A 19,972-nucleotide genomic window follows, 5' to 3' on the forward strand; every position below is an offset into this window, starting at 1 on the left:
ACCTCCTGCGCCACCGGCCGCCCCGTCCGTCAGTCGCCGCCGGTCCGTCAGTCGTCCTCGCAGGCCAGCAGGAACTCCGACCAGCGCACCCCGTCCCGGCTCGACCGGAACTGACAGCGGTCCGCCTCCCGCAGCAGCCCGATCCCGGTACGCCGCACCCAGGACGTGCCGTCACCGGTCTCACGGAAGCTGCGCCCGCCGTCCGTGCTCTCGTACGTCGAGAGCTCGGCCGGCACCGTCACCCGGCCGCCCGGGCCCGGCACCGGCATGCCCATGAGCGTGCGCGGCTCCCGCACCGGGCCGGTGGTCCACATCCGGGTCCAGGTGCGGCCGCCGTCGAGCGAGCGGTGCAGGGCCCGCATCGGGTTCTTCACCGGCTCGCCGCCGTCCAGTTCGCCCAGCTCGGCCGCGTAGACCGCGTCCGGCCCCACCGCGACCGTGACGTGCCGGCCGGAAGTGCTGCCGCCAGGGCTCGGCAGCGGGCTGACGGCCCAGCTCCGGCCCGCGTCACGGGAGACGGCGACCGCGGCCCGCCCCGACTCCGGATCGACGCCGGACACCCACCACGAACCGTCCGGCTCCGCCACGGGCGCCGGCCGCGGGTGCGCCCCGAGCTCCGGCACCCGGGCCAGCGCCCGGCGCCGCCCGTCCTCCGGCGAGAGCACCACCAGCCGCTCACGTGCGCACTCGTCCGGGCCGGCCCCCGCGGGCGACGCGCACGCGGCGGCGAGGACCCCGCCGTCGGGTATCAGCGGAGCCGTGCCGGCCGTCCGGCGGTCGACCGCGCGCCAGTTGCGGCCGCCGTCGCGGGTGAACCAGGTCCGCTCGGGCTCGTCCCCGCCGCCGTCCTCGATCAGCGCCCGCCCGGAACCGAGCACCGTCAGCCCTGCCGAGACGCCCCCCGTCGCCGGTATCTCGGGCAGCGGGGTCGACCGCAGCGCCCAGGAGCGCGCGCCGCGGTCCAGCACGGCGACCTGCTGGCGGCAGAAGCCGTTCGCCGGCCGGGCCTCGTCCGTCACGCACTGCGTCAGCAGCACGAACCCGCTGCCGTCCGCGGCGAAGCCCACGTCGTGCGCCCGGCCGGGCAGCCCCGGCGCGGACGGTATCCGCGCCGGAGCCCCGTACCGCCCGTCCACCGCAGGCGACTTCGGCGGCGACGTCCTCGGCGCCGGTGTCCCCGGCGTCGACGGCTTCGGCGCCGGCGACCCCGTGCAGGCCGCGAGCACCAGCAGGAGCACAGCCGACCAGGCAGCCGGCCGGAAAGCCGGCCAGGCACGCGTCCGAGAAGCCGTCCAGGAACCTCGCATCGCACTCCCCCTGTTCTCCGTCTGCTTCTGTTACGTCTGCCTCTGTTACCTCTGCTTCTGTTACACCGCTCGCCGCCTCCGGGTTCCCATGATCCGCGCGCTATTTCCCGAGCCGCCCGAACTTCCGTACGGCCAGCGGGAAGAAGACCGCCACCAGCGCCACCGGCCACACCACCGCCGCGCCCACCCAGCCCGGTTCGCCGCCCGGGCCGCCGAACAGGTCCCGCACGGCCGTGGCGGTCGCCGACATCGGGTTCCACTCCACGGCCGCGCCCAGCCAGCCCGGCATCGCCTCGGGCGTGGCGAACGCGTTGGAGAGGAAGCCGACCGGCCAGACCAGGATCTGCACCGCCTGCACCAGCTCCGCGCGCCCCGCCACCAGGCCCAGGAAGATCCCCGCCCACAGCATCGCGAACCGCAGCAGGAGCAGCAGCCCCAGCGCGCCCGCGAAGGCCCCGGGCCCGCCGTGCGTCCGCCAGCCCATCGCGTGGCCGACCCCGACCATCAGCAGCAGCCCCACCGCGGACTGGAGCATGTCGGCCGCCGCGCGCCCCACGAGCACCGCGCCGTCGGTCATCGGCATGGCGCGGAAACGGTCGATCACCCCCTTGTTCAGGTCCTGGGTGACCGCCGTCATCGTGCCTTCGAGCCCGAAGACCATGGTCAGGGTCAGCATCCCCGGCACGAGGAAGTCGACGTAGTCGCCCTCGACCGCCCGGCCGCCGCCGACCAGGTAGCCGAACATCAGCAGCATCATGACCGGGAAGACCAGACCGACCACCACCTGCACCGGCTGCCGCCCCCAGTGCGCCAGCTCCCGCCGGGTCATGGTCCAGCAGTCGCTCACCGCGTACGCCGCGCTCATGCGGCCACCTCCGTCCGCTCCCGCGGTGCTCCGGTCAGCCGCAGGAACACCTCGTCCAGGGTCGGGCGTCGCAGCGCGATGTCCTCCGCCTCGACGCCCGCCTCCTCCAGGGCCCGTACGGTCAGCGCCAGCGCGGCCATCCGGTCCTCGACGGGCGCGCTGATCCGCCGCCGGTCGCGGTCCACCTCCGCCTCGCCCGGCCCGAACGGCAGCACCCACAGCGCCTCGTCGAGCCGTGCCCCGTCCCGTACCACCACGTCGATCCGGTCCCGGCCGGCCCGGCTCTTCAGTTCGTCGGGCGTGCCGTCGGCGACCACCCGGCCCCGGTCGACGACCGAGATCCGGTCGGCCAGCCGGTCGGCCTCCTCCAGATACTGGGTGGTGAGCAGCACCGCCGTGCCGCCGCCGACCAGGGAGCGGACGGACTCCCACACCTCGCCCCGCCCGCGCGGGTCGAGGCCGGTGGTCGGCTCGTCGAGGAAGAGCACCTCGGGATCGGTGCCGTCTCCGTTGCCGATGAGCGAGGCGGCGAGGTCGAGCCGCCGCCGCATGCCGCCGCTGAACTGCCGTACGGGCTTGCGGCCGGTGTCCGCGAGCCCGAACCGCTCCAGGAGCTCGTCCGCGCGCCGCCCCGCGCCCCGCGCGCCCAGGTGGTGGAGCCGCCCGAACATCTCCAGGTTCTGCCGGCCGGACAGCTCCTCGTCGAGCGCCGTGTGCTGGCCGAGCAGCCCGATCCGCCGCCGCACCTCGGCGGCCTGTCGCCGCACGTCGTGGCCCGCCACCCGCGCCACGCCCCCGTCGTGGCGGAGCAGCGTGGCGAGCACGCGTACGGTCGTGGTCTTGCCGGCGCCGTTGGGGCCGAGCAGGCCGTGCACCGTCCCGCGCGGGACGGCCAGGTCGAGGCCGTCCAGGGCGGGCTTGTCGCCGTACCGCTTCCGCGCGCCCTCCATGAGGATCGCGTCGTCCACTGACATCCGTTTCCTCCGCATTCTCCCGAAAGCGTAGTAGTCAAATTTGACCACCGTCGCGACGGAGGAGGCTATGCCCTCCCGAGCACCTAGTCAAACTTGATTAGCGCATCTTCTCGTCGGCCGGGTGCGGGCCGGTCGCGTACGGGTTCTCCTGCCCGTCGGCGAGCACGCCCACGAAGGGCTCGCCCTCGCCGGCGAACACGTACGCCCCGCCCTCGATCCGCTCGATCAGGCCCAGCGTCCACTCCCGGCCGGCGTCGGCCGAGTGCACCCAGAGGTGCATGATCTCGCCGATGTGACCGAGCTGCCCGGGCCCGCCCTCCGGCGTGTAGTACTCGGTGACCGACGCCCGCCACGCGTCCAGGCCCCGCACCCGGGCCCGCAGCAGCTCCACCGCCTCGGCCCGCGGCAGGTCCACGATGAAGCCGATGGCCGAGGACAGCACGTCCATCTGCTGGTCGTACGTGGACAGCGCCTCGCGCAGCAGCCGGAAGTACTCCTCCCGGCCCGCGTCCGTGATCTCGTACTCGACCCGCGGCGGACCGCCCGCCGTGCTCGGCGCGATCTCGTCGGCGGCCAGCAGTCCCTGCTTCGCCATCTGCTTGAGCGCGTGGTAGATCGAGCCGGGCTTGGCGTTGGACCACTCGTGCGCGCCCCAGTACTCCAGGTCGTTGCGCACCTGATAGCCGTGGGCGCGGCCGTGCATCTTGACCGCACCCAGGACGAGAAGACGGATCGCTGACATGCCCCGAGTCTAGTGAGGCACTCGTCAACCTTGACTAGGAGGCGGTTCCCGGGCCCGCCGCCGCGGCCTGCTCCAGCCCGATCAGCTCGAAGGAGCCCTTGCCGTCGAGCGACTCGCGGATGATGTCGGCGTGGCCCGCGTGCCGGCCCATCTCCTGGACCAGGTGCAGCAGCATCCAGCGGACCGAGACCCGGCCGCCCTTCGGGAACCAGGGCGCCGGCGGCAGCGGGAAGGTGTCGTCCAGGCTCGGCACGTTCCGGACGAACTCCTCCGTCTCCTTGGCGACGCCCTGCCAGAAGGCCACCGTCTCCGCGACGGTCTCGTCGTCCAGGAGCCGGAAGGCCTCGCCCCAGGTCTCCTGGGTCCGCTGCCGCTCGTTCGGCCGCTGCTGGGCGAGCCGCAGCCAGTTGAGCTCGACCTCCGCGACGTGCTTGATCAGCCCGGAGAGGCTGAGCTCACTGGCGCTCGGGCGGCTCGCCGCCTGCTCCTCGGTGAGCCCGAAGGACGCCCGGACGACCGCGGCGCGCTGGGCCTCGATGAAGTTGAGGAACGCTCCGCGCTCGTCGCCGGGCTTCTCCGCGGGAACAAGAGCAACCATGACTGCCGCCTTCCGTAGCGTCCGTAGCGTCCGTGGCTGCCGGACGGGCTTCCTTCTCGACACCGGCCACGCTACGGACCCTTGCGGACAGCTACGGTCCGCAATGCGCCGGTGAGTCGCCCTCCGTGGAATCAGAACGGGAAGCGGCTGCGCCCGTGCTGGATCGAGATCCACTTCTGCGTCGTGAACGCCTCGATCATCGCCTCGCCGTTGAGCCGGCCGATGCCCGACTGCTTCTCGCCGCCGAACGGCACGATCGGCTCGTCGTGCACGGTGCCGTCGTTGATGTGGATCATGCCGGTGTGGATGCGCTTGGCGATCCGCACGCCCCGCTCGACGTCCGCGGTGTGGACGGCGCCGCTCAGGCCGTACGGGGTGTCGTTGGCGATCCGTACGGCCTCGTCCTCGCCGTCGAAGGGCACGATCAGGGCCACCGGGCCGAAGATCTCCTGGGAGAGGACCGGCGCGTCGGCGGCGATGCCGGTCAGGACGGTCGGGGAGACCAGGCTGCCCTCGACCGAGCCGCGCAGCAGGGCGGTCGCGCCGCCCGCGACCGTCTGCTCGACGACCGCCGACACGGCTTCCGCCTGCTGGGAGTTGATGAGCGGGCCGATGTGGGTGGCCGGGTCGGCCGGGTCGCCGACCCGGAGCGTCTTCACCTTCGCGACGAACTTCTCGGTGAACTCCGCCTCCAGGGTCCGGTCCACCAGGATCCGGTTGGCGGCCATGCAGACCTGCCCCTGGTGCACGAAGCGGCTGAAGACGGCGGCGTCCACCGCGTAGTCGACGTCGGCGTCGTCGAGGACGATCAGGGCGCTGTTGCCGCCGAGCTCGAGGACGGCGTGCTTGAAGTGCTCGGCACAGACGGTGGCGACGTGGCGGCCGGTCCGGTCGGAGCCGGTGAAGGAGATGACCTTGGGGACCGGGTGGGTGAGGAGCGTGTCGCCGATCTCGGCGATGTCGGTGACGACGACGTTGAGCAGGCCGGCCGGGAGCCCGGCGTCCTCCAGGACCTTGGCGACCAGGGTGCCGCCGCAGACCGGCGTGTTCTGGTGCGGCTTGAGGACGACGGCGTTGCCGAGGGCGAGCGCCGGGGCCACCGACTTGATCGAGAGGAGGAAGGGGAAGTTGAAGGGCGAGATGACGCCGACGACGCCGACCGGGAGGCGGTAGACCCGGTTCTCCTTGCCGTCCACCGGCGAGGGCAGGATGCTGCCCTCGGGGCGCAGCGCCAGCTGGATCGCCTCGCGCAGGAACTCCTTGGCCAGGTGGAGCTCGAACGCCGCCTTGAGGCGGGTGCCGCCGAGCTCGGCGACGATCGCCTCGGCGATCTCCTCCTCGCGCTCCTCGACGATCCGCAGCGCGCGCTCGAAGACGAGCCGGCGGGTGTACGGGTTGGTCTCGGCCCACGCGGTCTGGGCGCGCTCGGCGGCCCGGTAGGCGCGGTCCACCTCGGCGGCGGTGGCGACCGTGATGGCCGCCAGCTTCTCTCCGGTGTACGGGTTGAAGTCGATGATGTCCCACGAGCCGCTGCCCGGCTTCCACTCGCCGTCGATGTACTGGTGCGCCAGTTCGGTGAAGTAGTCCGAAGAGGAGGACAACGAGGACGGCGAAGACGAGGAAGCCATGGACGAGACCCCTTACCCGCGGTGGCGGACGTCGGCACGGACAGCTGCCGCGTCACAGCCGTCACACTGATGTCTCGTCATCGTACTGACGTATCAGGAGAGTTGAAGGAGTCCTCGGAGAAGATCGCGGCTTTCCGAGGGATCGGGGCTGTCCTTCCGGAGCTTTTCCATCACGCGCACGTACTGGCCGACCTCCTCGCGCTTGTCGAGGTAGAGGGCGCCGGTCAGCTGCTCCAGGTAGACGATGTCGGAGAGGTCGTCGTCGGGGAAGCTGAGCATGGAGAAGGCGCCGCTCTCGCCCGCGTGGCCGCCGAAGCTGAACGGCATCACCTGGAGCGTGATGTTGGGATGCTCGGAGACCTCGATGAGGTGCCTCAACTGTCCCTGCATGACGGCACGGTCGCCGTACGGGCGGCGCAGCGCGGCCTCGTCGAGGACGGCGTGGAGATGCGGGGCGTTCTCCGAGACCAGGACCTTCTGCCGCTCCAGGCGGAGCGCTACCCGGCGCTCGATCTCGGCGTGCGGGGCGCCGGGCATGCCGCGGGTGACGACCGCGTGGGCGTAGGCCTCGGTCTGCAACAGACCGTGTACGAACTGCACTTCGTAGATGCGGATGAGCGAGGCGGCGCCTTCGAGGCCGATGTACGTCTGGAACCAGCCCGGCAGCACGTCGCCGTAACTGTGCCACCAGCCCGCGATGTTGGCCTCGCGGACCAGGCGGAGCAGCGAACCCCGCTCGGCCTCGTCGCTGACGCCGTAGAGCGTGAGAAGGTCCTCGACGTCCCTGGCCTTGAAGCTCACCCTTCCCAACTCCATACGGCTGATCTTGGATTCGGACGCCCGGATCGAATAACCGGCGGCTTCCCGGGTGATGCCGCGCGATTCGCGCAGTCGCCTCAACTGGGAGCCCAGCAGGATGCGGCGCACCACGCTCCCGCTCGCCCCGCTCGATTCGCCTGCCGTCACGGCTCCAGCCTCCCCTTCACGGTGCTGCTCTCGCTGTCGAGCCCCCGTCGAGCCCCGGATTCTGCCACTAAACGCTTCAGCGCGTACACATTCGATTACGGATAGAGGGCGGGTTCCGGGCACCTTCGCGACGGCCGGTGGACGACTTATGCACAGAATCGGGTCGTGGACGGACAGGTCCGGCGCGTGCACGTGCATCTGCCCTTGCATCCCTCCGTTGCATTCGGAACCATGGTGCTCGCACAGCCGCGTACTCACGCGGACTGACGCGCCGTTGTCGCACCGCCTTTGTCGCACCACCGCCGCGATTCCCGGGAGTGCCTCGCATGGGACCGAATGGATCGACCATGCTCGAGCCGTTACGGCAGGGGCTTCCGCCGATCGACCCCGCGACGGTGTCCAACTCGGCCTCCTGCGCCCTTCCGCCCCGCTACGAAGCGGTGCGCGGCGCACGGAAGTTCACCAGTCAGACGCTCAGCAACTGGGATCTCGCGGACCGCTTCGACGACGTCGCCCTCGTCGTCTCCGAACTCGTGACGAACGCCCTGCGGCACGCGGTGCCGGCGGGGACGGATCCGGCCGCGACGACCGAGCACGAGGAAGGCCTGAATCCGCCCGTCCGGCTGCACCTCATGCGCTGGGCCTCGCGCCTGGTCTGCGCCGTGCGCGACCCCAGCCAGGCGAGCCCGGAGGCGCGCAAGGACGAGGAGGACTTCGCCGCGGAGTCGGGCCGGGGGCTGTTCCTGGTGGAGTCGTTCAGCGACGGCTGGGGCTGGCATCCGCTCGCGGGCACGCTCCAGGGCAAGGTGGTGTGGGCGCTGTTCCGGCTGGGGCCGGAGTAGCGCGCGGTGCCGTACGGCACGCGGTGACGAACGGGAAGGGCCCCGGTGGCGACAGCCACCGGGGCCCTTCCCGTTCCGCGGTTCACGTTCGCGTTCACGTTCGCGTTCGCGGTCAGTTCACACGGGCGGTTCACACACGCGCGGTTCACCCGCGCGGTTGGCCGCGGTCACACCAGGTGGTCGAACTCCCCGGCCTTGATCCCCAGGAGCATGGCCTCGATCTCGGCGGGCGTGTAGACGAGCGCGGGGCCGTCGGGGTGGCGCGAGTTGCGCACGGCGACGTTCCCTCCGGGCAGCTTGGCGAACTCCACGCAGGCGCCCTGGGAGTTGCTGTGCCGGCTCTTCTGCCACACGACACCACGAAGCTCCGTGGCCGCCATGCCGTTGTACGCGTGGTGCGCGTGATGCACTGGTAGCTCCCCGAGATGATTGGTGCAGGTGTCAACTTCCTCGGATCATAGCCCTGTTCACATGCGCATGCATGAGCAGATGCACGTGCACGAGGGGTGGTGTAGTGACTACGCGACTCAGCGTCTACTCGCGGGTAGGTCGCGGAGCCGCCCTGGACTCTGACGGCACGTGAGCGCTATCGGTTGCCATAGGTGCCCGGAAGCCCGGCGAGCCGCCTGCCCGAGCGGTCGTACAGATACAGGTCCGCGGTCCCCGGATCCTGCTCCCCGGAGCCCGTGGCGACCGGCGTGTACACGTACCAGACGCCCCAGCCCGGACGCCCCGGCAGCTCCAGGAGCCTCGCGAGGACCGTGCGGCCGTCCGCCTCGCGCAGCTCCACCCGGCCCACGGAGCGCGTGCCGTAGTAGAGCCCCGAGTGGAAGGCACCCTTGGCGTCCCCCTCCTTCTGGTACGAGACGCCCGGCTGGGCGGTGTCGATGTTCCCGTCCGTCACGCTGCGGGAGTTCTCGTAGCCGTCCGGCCCCGTCCAGTGCTTGCCCTCGGCGGTCAGCCACACCGTCCAGCCCCTGCCCGCGTCCACCCGCTCCCCCGACCGCACCACACGCACCTCGGTGACCTCGGGAGCGTCGGCCCGGCTGGGGGCCACCGCGGCGGGCGTACGGGCCGAGGGCGCGAGCGACGCGGGCGGTGCGGTCGGTACGGGCGGGGCCAGGGTCACCGCGCGGTCGGCGGGCAGCGACAGCTCCGCCACCGTGGCCGCGCCGGACACCGAGAGCACTGCCAGGGCCGCGAGGGTCACCGCGCGGCGACGCCGGTGCGCCCGGCCCTGGCGGCGGACGGCCGCCAGCGGCACCGGGTTCGGCGTGACGTCGTGCGCGGCCTCGGCGAAGACCGCGCGCAGACGACCGTCGACGTCGGGATCGGAGCCCTGAAGGGGGTCCGGCTCGGTGCCGGGCTCCGAGTCCGGCTCGGTGGCGGGTTCGGAGTCTGATGCGGGGGTCATCGTCGGGCTCCGGCGGTGGTCGTGGTGGCGGTGGGGCGGGAGCGTCCGGGCGTCGGCGCGGTGCCGGACGCCGGCGCGGGGTCGGGCAGGGTGAGGCCGGGATGGGAGCGCAGCGCGGCGAGACCGCGCCGGGCGTGCGTCTTGACCGTACCGATCGAGCAGTCCAGCACCGCGGCGATCTCCGTCTCGCTCAGGTCCTCCCAGTACCGCAGCACCATCACGGCGCGCTGCCGGGCGGGCAGGTCGGCGAGGGCCGCGAGGAGCGCCGTGCGCTGCTCGACCGCGTCCGCGTGGCCCGCGGAGGCGTGGCGTGACGACTCCGGGAGCACCGGCGTCAGCAGGTGGACCACGCGCTTGCGGCGCAGCCGGCTGAGGTTGTTGTTGATCAGCGCGCGGCGCACGTACAGGTCGACCTCCTCGCGCGGGACCCGGCGCCAGCGGCCGTACAGCTTGGCCAGCGTCGTCTGGACCAGGTCCTCGGCCTCGTGGAAGTCGCCCGTGAGGAGCTGGGCCGTGCGGACCAGGCGCGGCCAGGCGCCGACGGCGAACGCGGCGAACCCGTCGTCCTCGCTGACGGATTCCTGCGGCTCGGCGGGCTCGTACGACGACACGGTGACCGACCTCGGACTCACGGAGGGAGAGGTGCAGGGCCCGCCCCGTGCCGGGCCCTGCAGAGGAACACGCACGACGACGGGTCAGGCGTTCCAGCCCGGAAGCTCGGCCAGCAGCCTCCCGTTGCGGTCGTAGAGCGCGACGGCGGCGCCGCCGTCGTTCTCCGGGCCCGTGTGCGCGTACCAGACGCCCCAGCCGGGCCGGCCGGGCAGTTCGAGCAGGGCCGCCGTGGTCTTCGTCCCGTCGGTGCCGGTCAGGACGACCTTTCCGACCTTCTTGGTGCCGTAGTAGAGGCCGGAGTGGAACACGCCGGCCGCGGAGCCCTCCGACTGGTGGCTGACGCCGGGCCGGGACAGGTCGACGTTGCCGTCGACGACGCTGCGGAAGTTCTCGTAACCGTCGGGTCCCGACCAGTACTTGCCCTCCTCGGTGAGCCACACCGTCCAGCCGTCGCCTCCGTCCACGCGCTCGCCGGAGGCGACGACGCGGACGGAGGACGGGGCGGCCGTGAGCGCGGTGGACGCGGAGGTCACGTGGGGTACGCCGGTCGCGGAGGACGCGGCGCCGGCGGCGGTGGCGGCGGCGGGGGTCGCGAACGCGGCCGCGGCCGCGAGTACGGCCACCACGGCGGCCGCGGCCGGCAGGTACTTCTTCATACGGTTGCTCCTGGTTTCCGGTGAGCGGTCCTCACTCCTTCCAACTCCCGCCGCTGACCGGTCGGATGACATGCGGTAGGGAAATTCTCAGCGCGCGAGGACCGCCGACAGCTCGTCGAGGGCCGCCAGGAGCAGCACGGCGCCCTTGCGCAGCAGGAAGTGGTCCGGCGCGCCCTCGCCCCGTTCCCAGGCCTCGACGGTCTCGCGCAGCTCGTCCCAGCGCGGCGTCCTTCGTTCCCGTACGGCCTTCGCGCCTCGCTCCGTCGCCCGGCGCAGCGCCTCCGCGAGCGCCGTGGCCTCCGGTACGGGCGGGGCGCCGCGCTCCGGGAGGTGTGCCTCCAGGAGCATCGCGACCCGCCCGCACTGGGCGAGCGCGTCCTCGGCCTCGCCGGCCGCCGCGTGGGACAGGCCCCGGTGCCGCACCGGCTCGTGGACGGCCCGGGCGACGCCCTCCTGCCAGGCGATCCTCGCCGCCCGGTTGGCGAGCAGGGCCTCGCGGACGTCCGGGTAGACCGGGCCCGCCGGCTGCGCGTAACGGGCGACGACGGTCGCCGCGTAGCGCCCGTCCGCCGCGAGCCAGTCGGCGAGCCGGCCGCGCAGCCGCGGGGTCTCCCAGGCCGGGTAGACGGCGTACGACAGCATCGCGAGCAGCCCGCCGAGCAGGGTGAGGAGCACCCGGTCGCGCACCGTCTGGGTGACGCCCACGCCCTCCATGCCGAGCAGGAAGACGACGTACGCGGCGACGAAGACCTGGCTCGCCGCGTAACCCGTGCGCATCAGCAGGTACATCCCGAAGGCGCAGAGGACGGCGAGGCCGGCGGAGAGCCAGGTGCCCGGGTGCGCCGTCTGCACGATGCCCGTCGCCAGGGCCACGCCCACGAGGGTGCCGCCGAAGCGGGCGACGGAACGGGCGTACGTCTGCGAGAAGTCCGGGCGCATCACCATCACCGAGGCCATCGGCGCCCAGTAGCCGTGGCCGAAGGGCAGGGCGGTGCCGAGGAGGTAGCCGGCGGTCGCGACGGCGGTGACGCGGACGGCGTGGCGCAGGACCGGCGAGTCGTGCCGCAGCTCGGCGCGCATCCTGCCGAGCGCGACCGGCAGGAGCCGCAGCAGCGTGGGGCGGCTGCGCGCCTCGGCCGCCGTCTCCGTGCGCGGTTCCGCCGTCTCCACGACGTCGCCGAGCAGCGCGGCGAGCCGGGTCGCGGCCCGGCGGGGCGCGCCCGACAGGATCGCTCCGGTGTCGGGCGTGCGGAGGGCGGCGACGGCGGCCGGGGGCAGCTCGACCGGTTCGCCGTGGCGGATGGCGTGCGCGCAGGCGTCCAGGACCTCGCCGGCCGCGCCGAGCAGTTCCCGTACCCGGTCCCGCTGCGGCCCTTCGGCGGGCGCGCCGACCGCCGGGTCCGCGAGGGAGGCGAGCACCGGCCGGATCCGCTCGGCGAGGCCGCGGGCGCCGTGGAGCTCGGCGGGGCGGCGGCGGGCCTGGCGCGGGGTGACGGCGGCGGCGCTGCGGGCGGTCATCAGCGGTACCGGGTCGAAGGACGCGGTCGGGTCGTGCCGCAGCCGGCGGGCGTAGTCCGCCTCCGCGGCGAGCGCGTCGGCGAGCGCGTCGCGCTGCGCGCCCCAGCGGCGCACCGGCATCAGCACGATGAGGGCCGCCTGCACCAGGCCGCCGACGGCGATCATCGCGGCGTGGCCGGCGGCGGTCGCGACCGAGGTGGGGAGCGTGACGGTGACGAGCATGATCGCCACGTTCGAGGAGGCGATGATGCCGACGGTGGGGCCGACGGCCCAGGCGAGGCCGGAGACGAAGGTCCACAGGGCGAGGAGGAGCAGGAAGAGGACGAGGTGGGCACCGGTGAGATAGCCGAGGAAGGTGGACACGGCGAGGCTCGCGCCGGAGGCGAGGGCGAGGGTGGGGCGGGGGCGGTACGAGCGCTGGAAGGTGGCGATCGCCGCCTGGAACGCGCCGAACGCGGACGAGGCCGCGACCGCGGGCCCGAACAGCGCGAGCGACACGCCCACGACCAGCGCGAGCCCGAGCGCTCCCCGCCCGGCCACGGCGGGCTCCAACCGCCTCCGCTCGACGGAGAGCCCGGAGCGCGCGGTCTCCTTCAGCGCGCGAAGCCAGCTCATGGGCCGAGCGTAACGGCGAGATGGGGCGAAACGGTCATTTGGTGCGGCGTGAGGCTACGGCGGGGGCGGCAGGGGCGGGCGCGGGGCGCGGGGCGGGCGCGGAGGCGCCGCTGTGGGCGCCGTCCCGTGGCCCCGCCCGTCCCACCCCAGCGGGACGAACCCCCACACGGGGGGGCGGGGCGGGGCGAGGGGTCGGTCGGGCGACGGGGTGTTGTTCTCAGTCCCGGATCTCGCCCCTGGGGTGGGGGCCCAGGCCCGCGCGGTTCGCCGCCGAGGTGCCGTGGGTCCAGCCCGCCTCGTCCCAGGCGGCGCGTACGCGGGTGGTGCGGGTCTCCGGGAAGAGCTCGTCGGTACGGGCGGAGACCGCAACCTCGCGCGAGGCGAGGGCCGGGAGCAGGGTCGGCGTCTCGGCGGCGACGCGACGGGAGGTCGCCGCGAGGCGGGCGCCGAGGCGGTTCGCGTAGGCGAGCAGGAAGGACTGGCGGAACGACTTGGTGCGCTTGCGGCCCGCCGCCCGCTGCTCGGCCTCCGCCCGGGTCATCGCCGCCGTGCCCTGCACAAGCAGCGAGGTGTAGAGCAGTTCGACCGGGTCGAGGTCCGCCTCGAAGCCGACGACCGTGGAGAAGCCGTACGCCTCGTTCCACACCGCCCGGCAGTGGTTCGCGGTCGCCACCGCGTCCAGCAGGATCGCCTTCGCCTGCTCGTACGGCGGGTCCACGCCGATCCGGATCGCGCCCGGCGTCTCGGGCGCCGGCGCGCCCGCCGCCAGGCTCGCCTCGTCGAGGCTGTGCCGGGCCATCAGCTCCTGCGCCTTCGCGGTCAGGGCCTCGGCCTCCTCCGCGTACGTCGTCGCCTCGGCCTTCGCGAGCAGCGCCCTGATCCTGGTGAGCAGCTTCGGCTCGCCCGCGGTCGCGGGCGGCAGCGCCTCACCGGGCACGGCGCCGACGGCGTCGAGGCGGGGCAGTCGTACGAGCAGCCGGTACAGCTCCAGGACGGCCGTGGCGTACGAGAAACGGTCGGGTGCCGTCCACTCGTCGGTGTCCAGCGCGTCGAGCTGGGCCTGCCAGCGGTGCGGAAGGCGTTCGTAGCTCGCGGTCTCGGACCTGATCAGGCCGATCAGCAACCGCACGTGGTCGTCGGCGAGTTCGCGTCGGGCCATGCGCACGAGGTCGGCCGGCTGCCAGCCGCGCGTCCACAGGGTGCGGACGAACTCCTCGCCTCGGCGGGTCAGTTCGGCATCGGCGGCGGGGTCGGCGGCGAGGCGGGAGGCGGCGGCGTCGAGCCGGTGGTCGGCGTCGCCGCGCCGACGCCCGGCGTCCTTACCGCCTTTGCGACCCTTGCCGCCCTTGCCGCTGCCGGCCTCGCCCTCGGCGTGGGCGGAGGTGTCGTACAGCGCCTTCAGCGCCTCCGTCACCGTGCCCGCCGGATCCGTGGCGCTCATGCGGGGTGCCTCGCGTCCCACTCCGCGCGGGCCCGGGTGATGGTGGCGCGGTGGTCGAGGGACCAGTCGATCAGCTGCTTGATCAGGTGCGTCATGCTGTGCCCGGTCTCGGTGAGCGAGTACTCGACCTGCGGTGGCGTGGTCGGGAACACCTCCCGCCTGACGAGCCCGTCGCGTTCCAGGCGGCGCAGCGTGAAGGTCAGCATGCGCTGGGAGACGCCGTCGACGAGGCGCTGCAGTTCCCTGAACCGCCGCGGTCCCGCCGCCAGTTCGACGACCACGTGGACCGTCCACCGGTCGCCGAGCCGGTCCTGGACGTCCCGTACGCCGCACTCCTCGGCGCAGCTGACGAGCGGTTCCGCCGGGCCGGTGGCGGTTACACCGGTGTGCCCCTCCGACATCAATGTGCCTCCTTCCACGATCGCGCCCGTACCGACACGATGGTCCCAGGCACCTCGCCTGCACACCCATTCTCGGTTCTCAGGGGGAAACCATGCTGCTCGTCACCGGAGTCTCCGGCGCCCTCGGCTCGCTCGTCGCGGAGCGGGTCGCCGGCCGCGACGACGTCGTCCTCGGCACCCGGGCCGGGCTGCCGGGGACCCGGCTCGTCGACTTCGACGACCCGTCGACGCTGCCCGAGGCCTTCGCCGGCATCGACACGCTGCTGCTGATCTCGGCCGGTTACGGGGAGGACGACGTCGTCGTCGCCCGCCACGAGGCCGCGATATCCGCCGCCGAGGCGGCCGGCGTCGGCCACGTCGTCTACACCAGCCTCTCCGGCGACGGCGACCACGTCACGTACGCGCTGGCGCACCGCTGGACCGAGCGGCGGCTCCAGCGGTCCACGCTGAACTGGACGATCCTGCGCAACGGCCTCTACGCCGAGTTCCTGACCTGGATCGCCACCCCGGACGCCGACGACCGGATCACCGGGCCGCTCGGCGAGGGCCGGCTCGCCGTCGTCGCCCGCGCCGACCTGGCCGACATCGCGGTCTCCGTCGCCACCGACCCGGCGCCGCACGCGGGCCGCGTCTACGAGCTCGTCGGGGAACGCGCGCTGGGCGGTGCCGAACTGGCGGAGGCGCTGGGCGCCACGTACGAGCCGGTGACGCTCGCGGAGGCCCGTACCGGCATCGCGGCGTCGGGAGCGCAGCCGTTCCAGGTGCCGATGCTGGCGAGCACGTACTCGGCGATCGCGTTCGGCTTCATGGACGGCAGCGGCGTGAAGAGCGACCTGCGCGCGCTGCTCGGGCGCGAACCGCTGGACGCTCTGGAGGTGTTCGTGGCGGCGGTGCGGGGTGCGTAGCGCCACCGGGATCCAGGGAGCAGGTACGTACCAGGGGACTTGGGGACCAAGGGCGTAGGCGGAAGGCAGGGCCGGCACCGGTAGGGCTGGCACTACCTCTCGGACGCCCGCTGGTGGTCGTGATCGGGGCGGGCGGAAACGGTTCGCTGGAGGCATGACTTCCACGCACTCGAATCCGGCTCCGGCTTCGGCTCCGTCCTCGGACCCGGCCTCCCGTCCCGTCGGCGGCTCCGGCGCGTTCCCGGGCGTCGGCGCCGCCGGCAGCGGCGTGCGCGTCGCCGTACGTCTGCGGGGGCTGCGGCGGTTCCACCGCGACGTCCGTGCACTCGACGGGGTCGACCTCGACCTCCCCGCCGGGACCTTCACCGCCGTCATGGGCCCTTCCGGCTCGGGGAAGTCCACGCTGCTCCAGTGCGCGGCCGGCCTCGACCGGCCGACGGCGGGCAGCGTGGAGATCGACGGCATCCCGCTGGCGGGCCTGAGCGAGCGGCGGCTGACGCTGCTGCGGCGGGACCGGATCGGTTTCGTGTTCCAGTCGTTCAACCTGCTGCCCGCCCTCACCGCCGCCCAGAACGTGGCCCTGCCGCTGCGGCTCGCGGGCCGCCGCCCGTCCCGCGCGGAGGTGCGGGACGCCCTCGCCCGGGTGGGCCTGGCGGGTCGCGAGCGACACCGGCCCGGCCAGCTGTCCGGCGGCCAGCAGCAGCGCGTGGCGCTCGCCCGCGCCTTGATCACCCGGCCCGCCGTCCTCTTCGGCGACGAACCGACCGGCGCCCTCGACTCCACCACCGGCCGTGCGGTCCTGGACCTGCTGCGCGAACTCGTCGACCGGGACGGCCAGACGATCGTCATGGTCACCCACGACCCGGTCGCGGCGGCCCGCGCCGACCGCGTGGTGTTCCTCGTCGACGGACGCGTCCACGGCGAGCTGACCGCGCCGACGGTCGAGGCGGTGGCGGCCCGGATGGCAGGCCTGGAGACCATGACGGGAACGGCGGGGGCAACGACGGGCCCGCCCGCGCCGGCGCCCACGCCGACACCGGGGTCCGGGTCGGCACCCGCAGAAACGTCCCCGTCGGCACCCTCGGCAGTGTCCGCGCCGGCCTCCTCGTCGGCGCCCGCGTCGGCTCCCACCACCCTGACGGGCGGTGCCCCGTGCTGACCGTCGTCCTCGCCGGGCTCCGTACCCGTTGGGCCTCCTTCCTCGGAGGTTTCACCGCGCTCACCCTCGGCGTGGGGCTCCTGACCGTCATGGGTCTCGGGCTCTCCGCCACCGTCGGCGCGCCGGAGCGCGCGCCGGTGCGATTCGCGTCCTCGCCCGTCGTCGTCCAGGGTCAGGACCGACTGTCCGTGGAGGTGCGGCGCGGGCCGGACACGGCCGTCGTGACCGCGCCGCTCGACCGTCCACAGCCTGTGGACGCCGAACTCCTGCGCGAGCTGCGCGCCCGTTGGACCGTCACCGCCTCCGGCGGCCCGGACGCCGTCGGGGTCGACGGGCCCGCCGACGAGGTACGGGCCGTCGTCCGCGCGACCGTCGGCGACCGGGCGGCCCGGGTGCTCACCGGGGCCGAACGCCGGGCGGTCGACCCCGACGCCGCCCGCGACGCCCGCGCCCTCGTCACCCTCAACGCCCTGCTCGGCACCTCGGGCGGCGTCACCGCCTTCGTCTCCGTCTTCGTCGTCGCCTCCACCTTCGCCTTCGCCGTGGCACTGCGGCGCCGCGAGTACGGGCTGCTGCGCACGGCCGGCGCCACGCCCGGCCAGGTGCGGCGGCTGCTGCTCGCCGAGGCCGCGGCCGTCGGATTGCTCGCCTCGGCGGCGGGCTGTCTGCTCGGGGCGTGGGGCGCGCCGCGGCTCGCCCGGGCGCTGGTGGACGGCGAGGTGGCCCCGTCGTGGTTCACCATCGGGACCTCCGCCGTCTCCTGGCCGTACCACGCGGCGTTCTGGACCGGCGTGACCGTCGCCGTGGCGGGCGCCCTCGCCGCCTCGCGGCGCGCCGGGCGGGTCGGACCGACGGCCGCACTGCGCGAGGCGGACGTCGACACCGACGCGCTGCCGCTGGGCCGGGCGCTGTGCGGCGCGGCACTCCTGCTCACGGGCTTCGCGCTGCTGGCGTGGACGTACGCGACGGATCCCTCCGAGCTGCTGAAGCGCAAGACGTACACGACCCAGCCGATGCTCCTGATCACGGGCGCCGCCCTGCTGGCCCCGGCCCTGGTGCGCCCGCTGGCACGGGCGGTACGGCTCCCCGGCGCGTCGGCGACGGCGCTCCTGGTGCGCGAGAACAGCGCGGCCGCCGTACGCCGTACCGCCGCCGTCGCCGCCCCGGTCCTGGTGACCGTCGCCCTGGCGGGCACGCTGCTCGGCTCGGCGGCGACGGTGAGCGCCGCCCGGGCGACGGAGGCGGGCCGGCAGACGGGCAGCGCGGAGACCTCGGTGTTCGTACGGGACGGGGCCGAGGCCCTGGTCAAGTACCCGGCCCGGGCGGTCCCCGACCCGGCCCGCTGGGCGGCGGAGGCCCGCCTGCCGGTGGTCGCGGGCGACCTGCGGGACCTGGACGACCGGTCGATCGTCGTGAACGAGGAGTTCGAGCGGCACACGGTCGGCGACCGGGTCGACGTCTGGCTCGCGAACGGCCAGGGCCCCGTCAGCCTGCGCGTCGCCGCCGTCCTCGCCCTGGGCGCCGGCGGCAACGAGCCGTACGTGACCTGGGCGAACGCGCCGGGGACGGTCGCGGAGGCACCGGCCGCGAAGGGCGCCGGCGCAGAGGCGCCAACCGGCCAGGGAGCCGCCGCGGAGACGCCGGCCGGAACGGGGGCGGAGATCTGGGACGCCGGGTCGCCACAGACGCGGCTCGGGCTGGTGCTCGTGCTCGGGATCGCGCTCGTCTACACGGTCATCGCGCTCGCCAACACCCTCCTCATGGCCACCTCGGTGCGCGGCCCCGAACTGCACTCGCTCCGGCTGGCCGGAGCCACCCGGGCGCAGATCCTCCGCGTGGTCGCGGGCGAGTCGCTGCTCGCGGTGGGCATCGGCACGGCCCTCGGGGTGGCCGTCGCCGCCCTGTGTCTGGGCGGCCTCACGGCAGCACTCGCCTCGCTCGCCGCCCCTGTCGCGCTGACCCTGCCGTGGGCCACGGTGGCCGCGGCGGCGGGAACGTGCGCGGTGGTCGCGGTGGGGGCCGCGGTGCTTCCCGCGTGGCGGCAGACGCGCTGAGGGGTGAGGCTGGGAAATCGGGACGGGACGGGGACTGGGGTCGGAGCCGGGTCCTCGTCCCGTCCCGTCCTTCGTGGTCCCTCTCCCGCCGGGCCACGACCGGTCCGACCAGCACAGACCGGGTCCCACCCGGCCGTCCGGGCCCGGCGGGATGTCAGTGGTGGCGGATAACGTGCCCGCACAGGCATGGACGGGCAAAGGGGGGCCGGCGTGCATCTGCATCTGCGTGCCGCGGCGGAGCCGGACATCCGGGACGACCACGCGTGGCTGACCGCGTTCATGGGCGTGACCTGGGGCCACCACGAGGTCGAGTGCGCGGCGGGCATCGCCCACTCGATCGAGAAGGACCACCACCAGCTCCACGAGATGTACGCCGGGAGCCAGGACGCCGACGCCTGGCTCCCGGTGTTCGGCGGCCGCCGGCCGGCGGACCCGCCGGCCGGAGGGCTCCCCCACCCGCCGCTCGTGCTGATGGACCCGGCCGAGGCCGGCCGGGCCGCGGCCTTCCTCGCCGCCGTCACGTTCGACGACCTCTGGTCACGGGCGGGCGGGCGGATCGTGAGGTCCTCCGGGCCCGGTCGGTCCGCCGACCCCGAGCGGATACGCGGGATCTTCCAGGGCCACCACCAGGACCTGCGGGCCTTCTACGCCCGGGCCGCCGCCGCGGGCCACGCCGTCGTCAAGGCCGGCTGGTTCTAGGGCCCGTCCGGCCGCCCTGATCCGCCGGGCCCTGGCAGCGGCCCGCTTGAGCGCGCGCCGGGCCCAGGCTCACGCCGCGTTCCACGTGTCCGTCGTACAGCCCGTCTCCCAGTGCCACCAGCCGTCCTCCGTACCCCGTACGAGGAGCGCCTTGATCTCCGTCATCGGGGCGTCGGCCGGCACCGTCAGGGCCACCAGCGGGAGTGTCGCGCTGAAGGACTCGCCGCCGAGCCCGAAGCGGGCGAACCGTTCGTGCACCGCGCGGGCGTCGGCGCCGAGCGGGCCGAAGCGTTCGGGCAGGACGCGGATCGTGACGTTGCCGGACGCCTCCGCCCGGGCCGTTGCCCAGTGCCTGCCCTCGGCGTCCGTGGCGTACCGCACGACGTCACCCTCGGCCACGCCGTCCTGGAGGAACGGCACGTTGGCCACCCGGGCGGTGTCCGCGCCCACCGGGACGGCCCACAGCCCCTCGGTGTCCTGCGGGAGCCAGCCCTCGCGGGGAACGAAGCGGAACCAGATCTTGATGCGGTCGCGGTCGCGGTCGCAGTCGCCGGGGACGGCGCCGGTGTCGGCGGT

At 74.0% G+C, this 19,972-nt stretch carries 20 protein-coding genes; 5 read left to right on the forward strand and 15 right to left on the reverse strand.

The annotated features are described in order from the left end of the window. Positions 1–47: 47 nt before the first annotated feature. The 7 genes from ACFVGS_RS03925 to ACFVGS_RS03955 form a co-directional block, all read right to left on the reverse strand. On the reverse strand, positions 48–1,136 hold the full coding sequence (locus ACFVGS_RS03925) for a WD40/YVTN/BNR-like repeat-containing protein (protein ID WP_385690094.1): 1,089 nt from the start codon (positions 1,134–1,136) through the stop codon (positions 48–50). 271 nt (positions 1,137–1,407) lie between these two features. Further along, positions 1,408–2,172, reverse strand: a complete 765-nt coding sequence (locus ACFVGS_RS03930; RefSeq protein WP_385690097.1) for an ABC transporter permease — start codon at positions 2,170–2,172, stop codon at positions 1,408–1,410. Further along, entirely contained in the window at positions 2,169–3,146 is a 978-nt protein-coding gene (locus ACFVGS_RS03935; RefSeq protein ID WP_385690100.1) for an ATP-binding cassette domain-containing protein, read from the reverse strand. The genes ACFVGS_RS03930 and ACFVGS_RS03935 overlap by 4 nt, the downstream gene beginning before the upstream one ends. 97 nt (positions 3,147–3,243) lie before the next feature. Further along, entirely contained in the window at positions 3,244–3,888 is a 645-nt protein-coding gene (locus ACFVGS_RS03940) for a PadR family transcriptional regulator (RefSeq protein ID WP_385690103.1), read from the reverse strand. A gap of 34 nt (positions 3,889–3,922) precedes the next feature. Then, positions 3,923–4,486, reverse strand: coding sequence for a DinB family protein (locus ACFVGS_RS03945; protein WP_384408512.1), 564 nt, complete (start codon positions 4,484–4,486; stop codon positions 3,923–3,925). Between the two features lie 131 nt (positions 4,487–4,617). Then, complete coding sequence (locus ACFVGS_RS03950) at positions 4,618–6,114, reverse strand: aldehyde dehydrogenase family protein (RefSeq protein WP_385690106.1); 1,497 nt, start codon at positions 6,112–6,114, stop codon at positions 4,618–4,620. A gap of 93 nt (positions 6,115–6,207) precedes the next feature. Further along, positions 6,208–7,080 carry a helix-turn-helix domain-containing protein gene (locus ACFVGS_RS03955; protein ID WP_384408516.1) on the reverse strand — a complete coding sequence of 291 codons (873 nt, stop codon included), beginning with the start codon at positions 7,078–7,080 and terminating at the stop codon, positions 6,208–6,210. Between the two features lie 326 nt (positions 7,081–7,406). Between ACFVGS_RS03955 and ACFVGS_RS03960 the strand changes: the two genes are divergently transcribed. Next, positions 7,407–7,922 (forward strand): ATP-binding protein, encoded by a 516-nt coding sequence (locus ACFVGS_RS03960; protein WP_385690109.1) that lies wholly within the window; start codon positions 7,407–7,409, stop codon positions 7,920–7,922. Between the two features lie 167 nt (positions 7,923–8,089). Here the strand turns inward: ACFVGS_RS03960 and ACFVGS_RS03965 are convergent, their stop codons facing one another. The 7 genes from ACFVGS_RS03965 to ACFVGS_RS03995 form a co-directional block, all read right to left on the reverse strand. After that, the gene (locus ACFVGS_RS03965) at positions 8,090–8,302 is read right to left on the reverse strand and encodes a DUF397 domain-containing protein (protein ID WP_384408877.1); all 213 of its coding nucleotides are present in this window, start codon (positions 8,300–8,302) and stop codon (positions 8,090–8,092) included. 206 nt (positions 8,303–8,508) lie between these two features. Beyond that, positions 8,509–9,336 carry a hypothetical protein gene (locus ACFVGS_RS03970; protein ID WP_385690112.1) on the reverse strand — a complete coding sequence of 276 codons (828 nt, stop codon included), beginning with the start codon at positions 9,334–9,336 and terminating at the stop codon, positions 8,509–8,511. After that, the gene (locus ACFVGS_RS03975; protein ID WP_385690114.1) at positions 9,333–9,947 is read right to left on the reverse strand and encodes a SigE family RNA polymerase sigma factor; all 615 of its coding nucleotides are present in this window, start codon (positions 9,945–9,947) and stop codon (positions 9,333–9,335) included. The genes ACFVGS_RS03970 and ACFVGS_RS03975 overlap by 4 nt, the downstream gene beginning before the upstream one ends. 84 nt (positions 9,948–10,031) lie before the next feature. Next, on the reverse strand, positions 10,032–10,604 hold the full coding sequence (locus ACFVGS_RS03980; RefSeq protein ID WP_385690117.1) for a hypothetical protein: 573 nt from the start codon (positions 10,602–10,604) through the stop codon (positions 10,032–10,034). Positions 10,605–10,691: 87 nt separating this feature from the next. Then, complete coding sequence (locus ACFVGS_RS03985; RefSeq protein ID WP_385690120.1) at positions 10,692–12,737, reverse strand: FUSC family protein; 2,046 nt, start codon at positions 12,735–12,737, stop codon at positions 10,692–10,694. A gap of 217 nt (positions 12,738–12,954) precedes the next feature. Next, positions 12,955–14,178 (reverse strand): DUF2786 domain-containing protein, encoded by a 1,224-nt coding sequence (locus tag ACFVGS_RS03990; protein ID WP_385690123.1) that lies wholly within the window; start codon positions 14,176–14,178, stop codon positions 12,955–12,957. After that, a complete protein-coding gene (locus ACFVGS_RS03995; protein ID WP_384408530.1) occupies positions 14,175–14,579 on the reverse strand; it encodes a winged helix-turn-helix transcriptional regulator in 405 nt (134 codons plus the stop codon). The genes ACFVGS_RS03990 and ACFVGS_RS03995 overlap by 4 nt, the downstream gene beginning before the upstream one ends. A 92-nt stretch (positions 14,580–14,671) precedes the next feature. On the opposite strand from ACFVGS_RS03995, the gene ACFVGS_RS04000 reads away from it, so the two are divergent. From ACFVGS_RS04000 to ACFVGS_RS04015, 4 genes are all read left to right on the forward strand, one after another. Continuing rightward, entirely contained in the window at positions 14,672–15,484 is an 813-nt protein-coding gene (locus ACFVGS_RS04000) for an NAD(P)H-binding protein (RefSeq protein ID WP_385690126.1), read from the forward strand. 373 nt (positions 15,485–15,857) lie between these two features. Next, the gene (locus ACFVGS_RS04005) at positions 15,858–16,643 is read left to right on the forward strand and encodes an ABC transporter ATP-binding protein (RefSeq protein WP_385690613.1); all 786 of its coding nucleotides are present in this window, start codon (positions 15,858–15,860) and stop codon (positions 16,641–16,643) included. Then, positions 16,637–18,697 carry an FtsX-like permease family protein gene (locus ACFVGS_RS04010; protein ID WP_385690129.1) on the forward strand — a complete coding sequence of 687 codons (2,061 nt, stop codon included), beginning with the start codon at positions 16,637–16,639 and terminating at the stop codon, positions 18,695–18,697. The genes ACFVGS_RS04005 and ACFVGS_RS04010 overlap by 7 nt, the downstream gene beginning before the upstream one ends. Positions 18,698–18,907: 210 nt before the next feature. Further along, entirely contained in the window at positions 18,908–19,396 is a 489-nt protein-coding gene (locus tag ACFVGS_RS04015; protein WP_385690132.1) for a DUF1877 family protein, read from the forward strand. Positions 19,397–19,465: 69 nt separating this feature from the next. Here ACFVGS_RS04015 and ACFVGS_RS04020 read toward each other — a convergent pair whose 3' ends face one another. Beyond that, complete coding sequence (locus ACFVGS_RS04020) at positions 19,466–19,921, reverse strand: DUF4265 domain-containing protein (protein ID WP_385690616.1); 456 nt, start codon at positions 19,919–19,921, stop codon at positions 19,466–19,468. Positions 19,922–19,972: the final 51 nt, after the last annotated feature.

It is taken from the genome of Streptomyces sp. NPDC127114 (assembly GCF_042677525.1).
GTDB lineage: Bacteria > Actinomycetota > Actinomycetes > Streptomycetales > Streptomycetaceae > Streptomyces.